The organism is Robertmurraya sp. GLU-23, from assembly GCF_052983275.1.
On record NZ_JBRKCV010000013.1, the window covers coordinates 26127 to 39471 of the forward strand.

The window sequence follows — 13345 nt, forward strand, 5'->3', positions numbered from 1 at the left end:
GAGAGCTTCTTTTATTGAGCAGGTACTTTACTAGAAAAGCTACGAATCACTTCTATAAACACTTCTCCATACTTGTTCAGCTTATTTTGACCCACACCGTTAACGTTTAAAAACTCTTCCGGTGTTTGAGGCATTTTTGCACACATGTCCTTCAAAGTAGCATCCGAGAAAACGACAAACGGTGGAACTTTTTCTTTCTCAGCCAAGCTTCTTCTTTTGGCACGAAGCTCTTCGAATAAAGGGTTGTCCACCTCCGTAATGGTACTCGTCTTTACGGCTTCCTTTCTGAGTACTTTCTCATTCCCAACTAACACTTCTCTTCCAGCAGGAGTGACATATATCGTTGGATAAGATCCATGCTCCACACCAATCAGTTCTCGAGTAATGAGAAACTCAATCTCCTCACTAACCTCTTTCGCACTTTTTGTCTTTAATATTCCGTATGTGCTCAACTGGTCAAAACGAAAGTCATAGACCTTTTTATTTTTTGAACCAGTTAGTACTTGAGCTACTAGATTTTTTCCGTATTTCTGCCCCATACGAATGATACACGATAAAATCATTTGCGCTTCCTTTGTAACATCCACGCTCGTTCTCGTATCTTTACAGTTTCCACATCTTCCACAATCAGTTGCCTCTTCTTCACCAAAGTACTCTAATATATGTGAGTGCAGGCATTCTTCTGTATGGCAATAGTCGATCATTGATTGAAGCTTTTCGAGCTCCTGACTCATGCGGCTGCGATCAGCAGATTGATCAATTAAAAACCGCTGAATTTGAACATCTTGAGGAGAATATAAAACGACACATTCACTTTTAAGACCATCTCTACCTGCACGTCCGGCTTCTTGATAATAGCTTTCCATATTTTTCGGAAGCTGATAGTGAAGCACATATCGAATATTCGACTTATCGATCCCCATCCCAAAAGCGGAGGTAGCAATCATCACACTACTTTCATCTTTTAAAAATAATTCCTGTTCTGAATTCCGTTCCTCATCACTCATCCCCGCATGATAACGTGTGACTGAAATTTTTTCTTTCTTTAGTCGCTCATATAGCTGATCGACCATTTTTCTCGTGGCAGCATAGATAATACCACTTTCTTTTTTGTTTTTCTTTACATAGCTCTTTATAAAGGCATTTCGATCTTGACCTTTGACAACCGAAAAAGTTAGATTCTCACGCTCAAATCCTGTAATCACACTGTTGGCATCGTTTATGTGTAAGGTTTTGCATATGTCTTCTCTTACTTGTGGTGTCGCAGTCGCCGTTAATGCTAAAACGACCGGTCTTTCTTGTAAGCTGCGAATGAACTTTTGAATTTGTAAATAACTCGGTCGAAAATCGTGCCCCCATTGTGAGATACAGTGTGCCTCATCAATCGCGATAAACGGAATCCGTATCATTTGTAGACTTAAGAGGAATTCACTTGATTCCAGCCGTTCTGGGGCAAGATACAAAAGTTTATATTTTCCTTCCTTCGCTCCAGTCAGCCTTTCTTGGATCTCTTTGTTCGTCAATGAACTGTTAATGTAGGTCGCAGACACGCCTGCCTGTAGAAGCGTGTCTACTTGATCCTTCATTAAAGATATCAAAGGGGAAATAACGATCGTTGTTCCTTCAAACAGTAGGGCTGGTATCTGATAACAAAGTGATTTTCCTCCACCTGTTGGCATAATACAAATTCCATCATTCCCGTTAAGCACCGTTTGAATAATTTGTTCTTGACCCTTTCGAAAGCTGGAATATCCAAAATATGATTGGAGTAAATGCACTGCTTGATCAATCAAAACTCAAGTCTCCTCTCTATTCGCTTGCCTTATACCCGTGCCTCTCCATTGCCGCATAGATTGTTTTTAGCTTCGGGTTCCCTTCCCCTACCACTTCATCTTCTAGGACAACAACCGGATAAAACATATCTTCCTCAATGACACGTTCAGCAAAGGCTTGCTTTTTTTCATCGTTTGGTGGTTGGTATATATCTACATAAGTTATTTGAAATGGTTGGTTTGGGTATTTTCTTCCAATTGCCGCTTCCAACCACTCGTAGGTTTCTTTAGATGATGGTAAATTCACACAGCTTGGGCAAAGTACTTCTGCCCCGTATACTACAAGCTCAATCATGTTCCTTCCCCCTTTTACTCACTATGTCTATTTTACATGATAAAAGGAACAGAACAACTAGTTTGACGATTTTTGGATTTGAGTATTACCAATAGATTTTTTTAATTAAAATGATTATAATAAGGGGTATGAAGGGAGCGATTTATATGGCAGAGCAAGAAATGTTTGAACAAGTTCAAGAGGTACTAAATAAATTACGTCCATTCCTTCTTCGTGATGGTGGGGACTGTGAATTAGTAGACGTTGAGGATGGCATTGTTAAGCTTCGTTTGTTAGGCGCATGCGGTAGCTGCCCAAGCTCAACAATTACTCTAAAAGCTGGAATTGAGCGTGCTCTATTAGAGGAAGTTCCAGGCGTAGTGGAAGTAGAACAAGTATTTTAATGATTGAAGAAAAAAGCGATTTCCTTCGAAATCGCTTTTTCTTATTTTTCTAGTCTCTTGACCTTTTTTTGCACACGACTTCCGTCTTTGTCAATTTGCAAAGAGTAGAACGAGACATGAGGCAAATAGGGCTCCATACGACCGATTACCTCTTGCCCAAGCCCCTTTTCTACAAAGCAGATGACACTTGGACCAGCACCACTTAGTGCAACTCCAAAGGCACCGTATTGAAGCGCTAAGTCTTCAACTTGCTCGAGTTCAGGCACTATTGATTTGCGATAAGGCTGATGAAACAAGTCCTTGCTCATCATTTTACCTGCCAATGGTAAATTCCCTTGTAAAAGAGCGGCCACTAGCACGTTAGACACAGAACTAGCACGTACTGCTGTTGCATATGAAAGCTCTGAAGGCAAGACGCCTCGAGAGGCTTTTGTCAGCAACTCTTCTTTTGGTACGACCATGACAATATCAAAAGCAAGATCTGAATAGGTTAAAAAATCAACCTCTTCCCCGATCTGCGTTCCTACAATCAAACCACCGTAAAGAGCTGCACCTGCATTATCTGGATGCCCCTCCATGACAGAAGCAATCTTCATTTTTTCCTCATCTGAAAGTCCTAGTTCGCCTACGTGGTCAGCGAGTTCAATCGCTGCAACAATCGCTGCAGCACTTGAACCCAAACCTCTAGCTAATGGAATATCACTTTTCATTTTAATCAAACATGGAGTTAAACTCTTTCCATATGTCTTAGCAATTTCAATGGCGGTAGAAACAATAAAGTTTGTTTCATCCTTCGGAAATACCTCAAGCTCCTCTGAAAGCATTTCAACTTTCCATTTCTCTGCTTTTTCTACTTCAAGTGATAAATAAAGATTTAAGGCTAACCCGACAGAATCAAAGCCAGGTCCTAAATTGGCCGTACTTGCTGGTACATCGATGATAAGTACAGCTTCTTCACTCATTGATGAACAACCCCTCGAATGTGGTTAGCAACAGCTTGTTCATCATTTGGTAGCAACACTGGCTTAATTGGGCTGCATTCGATTGCTGTATTAGGATCCTTTAATCCATTTCCAGTTAGTATTGCAACAATTTTACTTCCCTTGGCGATTGTTCCATTTTGCAATTGCTTATATACACCAGCAATAGACGCACATGATGCAGGCTCAGCAAATACCCCTTCTGTAGAGGCAAGCTTTTGATAAGCAGCCAGAATTTCTTCATCGCTTACTTCATCAATTTTCCCTGCTGATTCTTCAACAGCAGCAGAAGCTAAATGCCAGCTTGCTGGATTTCCGATACGAATCGCAGTTGCAATGGTTTCAGGGTTTTCAAACACGCGGTTATGAACGATTGCTGCTGCCCCTTCTGCTTCAAAACCATGCATCTTTGGTAGGGCCGTTCCTTTGGCCTCATGGTATTCCTTAAAGCCTTTCCAGTACGCACTGATATTTCCCGCATTTCCAACAGGAATCGCTAAAATATCCGGAGCTCCACCTAACTGGTCGCACACTTCAAATGCAGCAGTCTTTTGCCCTTCAAGTCGGTATGGATTCACCGAGTTAACTAATGTAACAGGCTCCGTTTCACTGATTTTACGTACCATTGCTAAAGCTTGGTCAAAGTTTCCTTCGATAGAGATAATCTCTGCTCCGTACATGATTGCTTGTGCTAACTTACCCATTGCAATCTTACCTTCAGGAATGACAACGATACAACGCATGCCAGCTCTTGCAGCGTATGCTGCAGCTGCTGCAGACGTATTTCCTGTAGAAGCACAGATAACTGTATCGCTGCCTTCTTCCTTCGCCTTAGCAACTGCCATAACCATCCCACGGTCTTTAAAAGAACCCGTTGGATTTGTTCCCTCTGTCTTAACGTAAAGTTCTACTCCCCACTCTTTTGAAAGATTCTCAAGATAAATTAATGGAGTATTTCCTTCGTTTAATGTTAATTTCGGAGTGTTCTCACTTACAGGAAGAAACTCTTTATATTCTTGGATTAACCCTTGCCACCTCATGTTTTACTTGCTCCCTTCCACTCGATACGAGCTCTTGATTTGCTTTGTTGTTTCTAGGTCTCTTAATTTTACTAAAATATCCTCGTAATCCTGTAAAGAAGCATGGTGTGTGACTAACACAATTTCTGCTAAGCCTTTTTCCTTCACTGGAAGCTGAAGAATTTTTTCAAAACTAACATGATGCTCTGAGAAAATAGAAGTGATGTTTGCAAATACACCTACTTCATCTTTCACTAATAAACGCAAGAAATACTTCGACCTGATTTCATAAGCTTCTTTCAGCTTTTTCGGATATTGTGGAGTTACTGCGCTTGTACCATTTACACCAAGACGCATGTTTTTCATCACTCCAACTAGATCTGAAACAATAGCTGTTGCTGTTGGAAGGCTTCCAGCTCCCGGTCCGTAAAACATCGTTTCTCCTACCGCTTCCCCGTATACGTATACAGCATTGTATTCATTATGAACAGATGCTAACGGATGCGAATCTACTAAGAATGTTGGCTGAACACTTACCTCCACTTTATCATCGTCAAGATCCGCGATACCGATCAGCTTCATTGTATATCCAAGCTGCTTTCCATATTCTAAGTCTTCTTCAGTAATATCGGTAATTCCTTTTACTTTTACATCATCTAAATCAATTTTCATTGAAAAGCCAAGTGTTGAAAGGATGGCCATCTTTCTTGCCGCATCAAGCCCTTCTACATCAGCTGTTGGATCGCTTTCAGCAAAACCAAGATCTTGCGCTTCTTTTAATACCTCTTCATACGCACTTCCGTCCTGTGCCATTTTCGTTAAAATGAAGTTGGTTGTTCCGTTTACAATTCCCATCATCTTCGTAATACGATCAGAGGCTAAACCATCTACTAGACCTCTTAAAATAGGAATTCCACCTGCTACACTTGCCTCATAAAACAAGTCACAGCCATTATCAGAAGCTGCAGTGAGTAGCTGGGAACCATAGAGAGCCATTAAATCCTTGTTTGCTGTCACCACATGTTTTTTATTATTTAGAGCTGATAGAAGATGTTGCCTCGTTTCCTCAACACCACCCATTACTTCAATAACCACATCGATTTCCGAATCTTGTAGTATATCATCAGGATTTGTTGTTAACATTTCTCTATTTAAACTTACATCTCTTTGTTTGTCGATATCTTTGACTAATACTTTTTTTATTTGAACAGGACAGCCAACTTGGTGCATGAGTTTATCTTGATGATTTTCAATAATTTTCACTACACCCGTACCGACCGTGCCTAAACCTAATAATCCAATTGAGATAGCTTTCATCCTTTTCCCCTCCTGTGTGTATTTCTGGAATGAACAGTTGTTTGTGTATAGTAGACATTATAGATGGAGGGACTCAATATTACAAGGGTTAATTATTGAGCGAATTTATTTGAAAACGCTTTATCCCTTGTATTATTTGATTATTTCGAGAAATATATTTTTTCTATATTATAGCCAATCTAACTTCGGTATCTTCAACCTGCGGACCGGTACCTCTGCCAGTTGATAAAAGGAAGATAAAAATTCTTCATGTTCCTTTGTTTGATCGAGACTTTTAATGAACCGATCCTGTAGACTATTTTTCTCCTGCTCGGAGCTGGTGATATAGTAACCCTCGACATGATCAAAGAAATGAAGGGGGAATAACAATCTAGCGTACAACAGTCTCCAGGAGAAAGAGGATAGAGGCATCACTGTTTGATAATCCTGAAAGAACTGACTTACCTCTGGCTCGTATAGCTTAATATTGGTAAAATACCGATCTCTTGTCCATTCAGCTAAATCCCGACTACAATGGTCAAACACCCAATCAAATGGATTTTTCATATAAATTTGGTTTCCCCATGTATGTTTTGTAAATCGAACATGACAGATCGTTCCACTGTCAACCGCTTGTGGATCATCATCTAGCTCCGTATCAACTAAGTATTGAATAGCATTTTCGGCAAGCCCCATATAATAAGGAAATGCTTCTAAAAACAATCGTTCAAATTCATGGTCTGGCTGCTTATAAAGCATATCATTCCACACTCGTTCCATTTGATCAAGCCGTTGTTCCCAGTACTGCTTCCATTTTCCGATTCGGTTGATTTTGTTTGTTTGGAAATTAATTGTTCTCCCCCTGTAATGGAATTTAGACAATTTTCGACCAATATGTTGCTGATTTCTATTTGTAGACATGTGACAAACAAGAACCACATACTTCCCCTGCTGACTCTCAATGACCGATTCTCCTGATTCTTTTTGTAGAAACTGACAAGTGTTCCGATCCCCCTGATTCAAGACATGTGAAGACAGCTGCATGAGCTCAGATAGATCTTCCTCAGGCAGTGAACTTACAGGTACGAGCATATACATTTGATTTTTTATTCTTCCTGACTCATAACGCCCTACCGAAAGAGGCTCTTCTAATTGAAGTCGAAAATGTTCATTTAAAATTTCTCGAAGCATACATCCACCCACTTTTGTTTGTTTTACTACTTATGTATATGTTCATGGCAAAGAAAACTTGTGTTTTGTTGCATAAGGGATTGGAAAGTGACAAATGCTTCAAAGGTAGACCGTGCACCCAAAATTGGTTCCGTGCATAATTTTAATGATATAGTTATATATATAGTGAAAATGAGAGAGAAAAGGTGAAGCGAATGGCTGAAGAGAAGAAGATGAGTCTATCAGAAGAAACAGCACGTAAATGGCTACACGAGCGAGGCGTGGAAGTTCAAGACATTGCTGACCTTGTCTATTTTCTACAGGAAAAGTACCATCCTGATTTACAGATGAAAGACTGCATTGAAAATGTGGAGCGAGTGCTTTCGAAAAGAGAAGTACAAAATGCCATTTTAACCGGAATTCAGTTAGACATTATGGCTGAAAAAAAATTGATGGAAGAGCCGTTGCAATCCATTATTGAGGTGGATGAAGGTCTTTATGGAGTTGACGAGGTTCTTGCTTTCTCCATCGTCAATGTGTACGGTTCCATCGGTTTTACAAACTACGGATATATTGATAAGTTAAAACCTGGGATACTAAAAGACCTTAATGACAAGTCTTCAGGAAAATGCCACACCTTCTTAGATGACATTGTTGGTGCGGTTGCCGCTGCTGCTTCTAGCAGATTAGCGCATCGTGCACAGCATACGGAATAATAAAAGAAGGGATGAACTCGATTGTTCATCCCTTTCCTTCCCTTATACTTCCCACTGATCCAACGAATCGAGGACATAAGTTGGTTGCTTTTCGTAGCCTTGTAGAAGCTCCTTCGTCGTTACTCCTGTGTGAACTAATAATGTGTCTAGACCTGCGTTCATTCCAGCCATAATATCCGTGTCATAATAGTCTCCTACCATGATGGTGTCTTCTTTTCTTGTTCCTAGTACCTCAAGCGCTTGCTCCATAATGATGGCCTCTGGCTTACCAATAAAAATTGGTTTTGTTGTGGTTGAAACAGCGATCACCGAAGTAAGTGATCCGTTTCCAGGCAACAATCCACGCTCTGTTGGAATCGCAATATCTGCATTCGTTGAAATAAAGGTTGCCCCCGATCGAACCGCTAAACACGCAGTAGCAAGCTTTTCATATGTAATGTCGCGGTCAATTCCACATACGACAAAGTCAACATCTGTCTCAGCTTGCTGAAATCCTTTCTCAGCTAATGCGGTTTTAAGTCCCTCTTCCCCTATACAATACACGGTTGCATCTTGTTTTTGCTTAGCAATATAGTTTGCTGTTGCCATGCTAGTTGTAAATACTTGATCATCGGTCGTTGGTATGCCGAAATCACGTAATTTTGTTGCAACCTGACTAGGAGTTCTTGAGGAATTGTTGGTTACAAATAAATACGGGATGTTTTGTTCCTTTAACTGCTTTACAAAATCGGCTGCTTCTTGAATTAACTCCGTTCCTCTATACATCGTCCCGTCAAGGTCGATTAAGTATCCTTTATACTTTTTCATCTTTTTAGCTCCTGTACTATTATTTTATTATCATTATTCTGCACAAAACGGAGAAAAAACTAAGCAAAGCCTCAGGCAACAGAGGCTTTACTTAGTTTTTAAATGCGGTGACTGGACCGAGTTCGTTCGTTAAGTACTGTCTAACCGATTCAGACACCTGTTTAATCGATGGAAGGATCCGTGAAAAAGTATTCTTCACATCTTCATGATCAATCCTCGTATAATCCTGAACAAGGGTTTTGCGATATTGAACCATCACTTTCAAGTCCTGGCTCATATCAATCGAAATGACCTTTTCATCCTCAAGAATATCGATAATATCCTCATAACTACCCGGATCACGCATGATAAAGCCATCGATCATTGCGTTGCCAACATCAAGGATCGATTCAATCATCATTTGTGTAAGGCGCTCAAGTGCAGCCTGTTCTAGAGCCGTACTCCACTCATTCTTTCCTTCAAACTGCTGTATTTGCTTTTCTAAATACAGTAGTCTTTCCTCAATTAATTCTCTATCCACAAAGTACACGTAGTGTCAGCTCCTTTTCTAATAGCACGGTTTTTGTTTATACAGAAGCTAGTCCATGTATTAACGAAGCGGGCCTAGCAAATAAGTATCCTTGTGCTAAATCGACACGATTTCTGAATAATACAGAGGCTTCCTCTTCACTTTCAATTCCTTCAGCGACCACGAGGGATCCGGCCTCACGGGCAACAAGAAGAAGTCCTTTAAGCATAGATTCTTTTAGAGAGTTTTTGTCAATATCCTGAATGACGGAACGGTCAATTTTAATAATATCAGGCATAATTTCACTAATCGTGTTTAATGACGCATACCCTGCACCTGTATCATCCACAGCTATACGGAACCCAAGATTTCTTAGAAGGTTGATATTATAAATAAAGTATTCCATACCATCGATGGAATCCCTCTCTGTAATTTCAATCGTAATTTGAGTCGGAGAGATATTTTTATATTTCCCAATCAGCTTCTTTAGATCACGAATGAACTTTTGATTTCCCACCGTAATCGGGGTAAAGTTAATGAAAATATCATGTGTACAGCCTGTTTCATTAATTTGTTGAAGTGCTTTTTCTAGAACAATTAACTCTAAGTCATATAACATTCCTGTTTGCCGCGCAACCGAAAATAGATGTAATGGATTTTCATATTCTGTTCCCTTTGGTCCTCTTGTTAGCATTTCCCAGGCACGAATTTCCTTTGTCGCTACATCAAAGATTGGTTGGGCGAGAAGCATAATATTCTTTTGAGCGACAATTCTGCTCAGACTATAAAGAAGCTCATTGAACTCCGTTTGCACACGCTTTTCTGCCATCGCCAACGCTTGCTGTCCTGCCTTTAATATCGCTTCCTGAATGGAGTATTGCTTCTTTTCGACAAACATATAACCTGATTCAAACTGAATGAATAAACTTAGAAATTGGCTACCTAGTCTAGTTTCTGTTTCCCGTAAGACTTTCTTCATTACCTGATCGATTTCAGATATACAGTGCTGTTCATGATCTACCTTAATAAATAATGTGATTCCATCACTGTTGTAATCGTGCAATAAAAGCAGATCATCATCCTCAATTTGCTCTTGAATGACCTGTTGAAAATTCATTTTCATTTTTTTAATAAAATCTATATATTGTATCTCACTTAAATGCTCATAAATATCTTTCATATTAGATATGTTAAAAACAATAACAGCCACTTCATGGCCTTGATTAAAGGCTTTTTGTACCCCTTGAATAATCGGATCTCTTACGACGAATTGTGGAGGATACATTCGAATGGACCTTAGAGGCCAGACTACCTTTCTCCACTGTAATAAGTTGTTTAATGACTTCGTGGTCCATGCCATTTCGTCTCATTCCTCTCAGAAGTTCGCAGTGAAAACTATTTCCATTGTAACATAAATCAGGAAAAACGGAGGCGTTTCCTATTCTATATTTCTCTTCAAAGCAAGCATCTAGTATGGGCTTGTTTGTTCTGTTAAGATGATAGTAGGCATTACATTGAGACAAAAGGGGTGACTAGGATGGGAGATCGTTTCTTTCTATACGATGAATTAGTGAACACAAAAACACGCTTTATAAGTTTTATGGGTGAAAACACTCGATTTGACTTAGCCATTATTCAATCAGATAGATATTATGGCAAACATATCGTTCTAGATATTCAAGGTAGTCGATTTGCAATTATTGGTCCAGATGATTTAAAAGAAGAAGGATATTTAGAGTATGCTTTTCAGCTTTCTGAGGAAGATGCGGAAGAATTACGCTCCTTTTTAATGGAATTAGTATAAGTTCTGAATTCTTTCCTAATCCTCTCACATACTATTGAAAGAGGGGGAAAGACCATGAGTGATGAGAAGTATACAGATTTTTCAAATGTAGAGGTGGGAAGAAGTTATATTCCTCCTCAACAAACACCTGAAGGTCCATATGGCTCTCCTTATAAGGCGGACGAGCCTCTACAAGGCAAACAAGAACTTGCAGGGGCAACGGAACAGCGTTCTTATAGTGCATTTAGTTACGAAAATAAAACGCTTCATGAGGGGCTCCCTAGACAAATGGACGGAGCACATCCAACGCACGATGATCCAACAAGGGATACTCAGGCTCCTTATAACAATCATCCATTCATGGACGAAAAATGACGTGTATCCGCTACACGTCATTTTTTATTGCATTGTTATTTTTTACACGCTTAGCTACAAAGTAGGGACATCCAAAGTTACAGTATTCATACAGATATTCTGTTAATGTACTGATTTTCGTGTCAAATGTTGCTTTATGATTACTATCCTCAAAGAACCCTCGTAGACGGAGCTGACCGTAACCCCAATCACCCACGATATAGTCATATTTCGTTAATATATCGCTGTAACGAGCCTTAAAGGCATCTTCATTGAATCCATTTGATCGTTCTTCTACTACTTCGTAACATATATTCCCGATACAGATCATTTGTCCACCTCACTAACTCATCTATTTTAAATTATAACTGATTCTCCATGAATTACTAAGAGGAAAAAAGAATTCTCGTGGTCATTCTATAAAAGAGGGGGTGTAAATCTTGAAAAAATCAATGATAATCCTTGGAATTTGTGCGATGACAACACTTACTGCTTGTCAAAATAATTTAGGTCGTGATGATTTTCAGAACGACCGAAGCAATGCTCTAAGCGTTAATGACCCAACTGGTGACATATACAATCGAGATAAGAATGACTCTAAAGATTTTGGCTATGTAAGGCATAAAAAGGACGAAATGGCTCGTACACAGTCACAAAATCACTATGCTGCCATTGATCGTGAAAAAGTGGCCGATATTATCGGTGAGTATTGCACAGATGTTCCTAATGTAGACGATATCTCCACATTGGTAACAGATGAGGAAGTTCTCATAGTGTACCATACCGATTCAAGTGATCGCAATTTAACAGCTGACCAAGTCAAGCGTATGGCGATGTCCGTTGTACCTAGATGGTACCATGTATATGTTAGTGATAATGAAGCTCTTCGGCCAAATGTAGAGAATTTTGCCAATCTCGGTCCGAACAGTGCAAATACGGAAACTGGAATCAATCAGCTCATTAAGCAAATGCTAGCCTCTCCTCAAGGGAAGAACATGAGCACAGGTGAAAATGCGAATGGTGAAGCTCAAGGAGAGCTTAATGAAAAAATGGACAAAGATGATATAAGCCAACAGATGAAGGCAAAAATGAACCAATAAGAAAAAGAGGCTTACGAACTTCGTAATGCCTCTTTTTTCTTATTATGCTTCCTTCGCTTCTTTTTCACCTAATAATTGTTTATGCTTAGCTGCTGCATTTACCTGCTCATCTGCATGGTAAGAGGAACGTACAAGCGGTCCAGCTTCACAGTGGCTAAAGCCTTTGCTTAGGGCAATTTCCTTCAGTTCAGAAAATTCCTCTGGGCGGTAGTATTTTTCTACTGGTAAGTGTTTTTTAGATGGCTGTAAGTACTGACCAATTGTTAAAATATCTACGTTATTTGCTCGTAAATCATCCATAGCTTCAATTAGGTCTTCCTTCGTTTCACCAAGACCGATCATAATGGAAGACTTTGTAGGTATATCGGGTTGCATTTCTTTTGCTCTTCTTAAGAACTCAAGTGAACGGTCGTATTTTGCACGTGCTCTCACACGATCTGATAAACGTTTCACCGTTTCAATATTATGATTCAGGATATCTGGACGCGCATCCATTAGCATACGAAGGTTCTCTTCGACTCCACCCATATCTGATGGCAGTACTTCAATACTTGTAAATGGACTCTTTCTACGGATTGCACGAACGGTTTCAGCAAATACTGCTGCACCACCGTCTTTTAAGTCATCACGCGCTACAGCCGTAACAACCACATGCTTTAGATTCATTAACACAACAGAATCAGCCACACGTTCTGGTTCTTGGAGATCAAGCTCTGTTGGAAGACCCGTTTTTACTGCACAGAAACGGCATGCACGAGTACAAATATCTCCTAGGATCATAAAGGTAGCGGTACGTCTAACGGCCCAACATTCATGAATATTAGGGCACTTTGCTTCTTCACATACGGTATGAAGCTTTTTCTCTCTCATCATCTTCTTCAAGCCTGTATAATTTTCGTTCGTGTTTAATTTAATTTTCAACCACTCGGGTTTACGTAAATGTTCTTGTTTTTTGCTCAACTTCCCACACCATCCTTATATGATAAGTGTTTTTTTCACACTATGTAGCTATTTCAGACTACTCCTGAATCACTTTAACATAATGAAGATTATACGACAAGCAAGAGACTTACTATTACCAGTAATTGATATATATTGTTTT

At 39.6% G+C, this 13345-nt stretch carries 15 protein-coding genes and 1 pseudogene; 5 read left to right on the forward strand and 11 right to left on the reverse strand.

Going from position 1 to position 13345, the window contains the following annotated elements; genetic code table 11:
• Positions 1-20 precede the first annotated feature (20 nt).
• Positions 21-1793 (reverse strand): annotated as a pseudogene (gene recQ, locus ACVBAX_RS18095) (DNA helicase RecQ); the annotation flags it as partial.
• Between the two features lie 16 nt (positions 1794-1809).
• Positions 1810-2127: a YuzD family protein gene (locus ACVBAX_RS18100; RefSeq protein WP_119709798.1), complete on the reverse strand. Its 318-nt coding sequence runs from the start codon at positions 2125-2127 to the stop codon at positions 1810-1812.
• 110 nt (positions 2128-2237) lie between these two features.
• On the opposite strand from ACVBAX_RS18100, the gene ACVBAX_RS18105 reads away from it, so the two are divergent.
• Positions 2238-2510: a NifU family protein gene (locus tag ACVBAX_RS18105; RefSeq protein ID WP_447118258.1), complete on the forward strand. Its 273-nt coding sequence runs from the start codon at positions 2238-2240 to the stop codon at positions 2508-2510.
• A 41-nt stretch (positions 2511-2551) separates the two neighbouring features.
• Here ACVBAX_RS18105 and thrB read toward each other — a convergent pair whose 3' ends face one another.
• From thrB to yutH, 4 genes are all read right to left on the reverse strand, one after another.
• Positions 2552-3472, reverse strand: a complete 921-nt coding sequence (thrB, locus tag ACVBAX_RS18110; protein ID WP_447118259.1) for a homoserine kinase — start codon at positions 3470-3472, stop codon at positions 2552-2554.
• Positions 3469-4530 carry a threonine synthase gene (gene thrC / locus ACVBAX_RS18115; protein WP_447118260.1) on the reverse strand — a complete coding sequence of 354 codons (1062 nt, stop codon included), beginning with the start codon at positions 4528-4530 and terminating at the stop codon, positions 3469-3471. Before thrC ends, thrB begins: the two co-directional genes overlap by 4 nt.
• 3 nt (positions 4531-4533) lie before the next feature.
• Positions 4534-5826, reverse strand: a complete 1293-nt coding sequence (locus ACVBAX_RS18120; RefSeq protein WP_447118261.1) for a homoserine dehydrogenase — start codon at positions 5824-5826, stop codon at positions 4534-4536.
• A gap of 168 nt (positions 5827-5994) precedes the next feature.
• Complete coding sequence (gene yutH / locus ACVBAX_RS18125; protein ID WP_447118262.1) at positions 5995-6996, reverse strand: spore coat putative kinase YutH; 1002 nt, start codon at positions 6994-6996, stop codon at positions 5995-5997.
• Positions 6997-7190: 194 nt separating this feature from the next.
• Between yutH and ACVBAX_RS18130 the strand changes: the two genes are divergently transcribed.
• Positions 7191-7691, forward strand: a complete 501-nt coding sequence (locus ACVBAX_RS18130; RefSeq protein ID WP_430775066.1) for a phosphatidylglycerophosphatase A family protein — start codon at positions 7191-7193, stop codon at positions 7689-7691.
• A 42-nt stretch (positions 7692-7733) separates the two neighbouring features.
• Here the strand turns inward: ACVBAX_RS18130 and ACVBAX_RS18135 are convergent, their stop codons facing one another.
• From ACVBAX_RS18135 to ACVBAX_RS18145, 3 genes are all read right to left on the reverse strand, one after another.
• The gene (locus ACVBAX_RS18135; RefSeq protein ID WP_447118263.1) at positions 7734-8498 is read right to left on the reverse strand and encodes a TIGR01457 family HAD-type hydrolase; all 765 of its coding nucleotides are present in this window, start codon (positions 8496-8498) and stop codon (positions 7734-7736) included.
• 91 nt (positions 8499-8589) lie between these two features.
• Positions 8590-9027, reverse strand: a complete 438-nt coding sequence (gene hepT, locus ACVBAX_RS18140; RefSeq protein WP_447118264.1) for a type VII toxin-antitoxin system HepT family RNase toxin — start codon at positions 9025-9027, stop codon at positions 8590-8592.
• Positions 9028-9064: 37 nt separating this feature from the next.
• Positions 9065-10366 (reverse strand): EAL domain-containing protein, encoded by a 1302-nt coding sequence (locus ACVBAX_RS18145; RefSeq protein WP_447118265.1) that lies wholly within the window; start codon positions 10364-10366, stop codon positions 9065-9067.
• 177 nt (positions 10367-10543) lie between these two features.
• Here ACVBAX_RS18145 and ACVBAX_RS18150 point away from each other — a divergent pair, with 177 nt between their 5' ends.
• Entirely contained in the window at positions 10544-10810 is a 267-nt protein-coding gene (locus ACVBAX_RS18150; protein ID WP_160546256.1) for a DUF3055 domain-containing protein, read from the forward strand.
• A gap of 54 nt (positions 10811-10864) precedes the next feature.
• Positions 10865-11164, forward strand: a complete 300-nt coding sequence (locus ACVBAX_RS18155) for a cytosolic protein (protein WP_447118266.1) — start codon at positions 10865-10867, stop codon at positions 11162-11164.
• A 10-nt stretch (positions 11165-11174) separates the two neighbouring features.
• On the opposite strand, the gene ACVBAX_RS18160 is transcribed toward ACVBAX_RS18155, so the two are convergent.
• Complete coding sequence (locus tag ACVBAX_RS18160; RefSeq protein WP_447118267.1) at positions 11175-11474, reverse strand: YutD family protein; 300 nt, start codon at positions 11472-11474, stop codon at positions 11175-11177.
• A 109-nt stretch (positions 11475-11583) separates the two neighbouring features.
• Here ACVBAX_RS18160 and ACVBAX_RS18165 point away from each other — a divergent pair, with 109 nt between their 5' ends.
• Positions 11584-12243: a YhcN/YlaJ family sporulation lipoprotein gene (locus ACVBAX_RS18165; protein WP_447118268.1), complete on the forward strand. Its 660-nt coding sequence runs from the start codon at positions 11584-11586 to the stop codon at positions 12241-12243.
• Between the two features lie 42 nt (positions 12244-12285).
• Here ACVBAX_RS18165 and lipA read toward each other — a convergent pair whose 3' ends face one another.
• Complete coding sequence (gene lipA / locus ACVBAX_RS18170; RefSeq protein ID WP_430775059.1) at positions 12286-13203, reverse strand: lipoyl synthase; 918 nt, start codon at positions 13201-13203, stop codon at positions 12286-12288.
• Positions 13204-13345 lie beyond the last annotated feature (142 nt).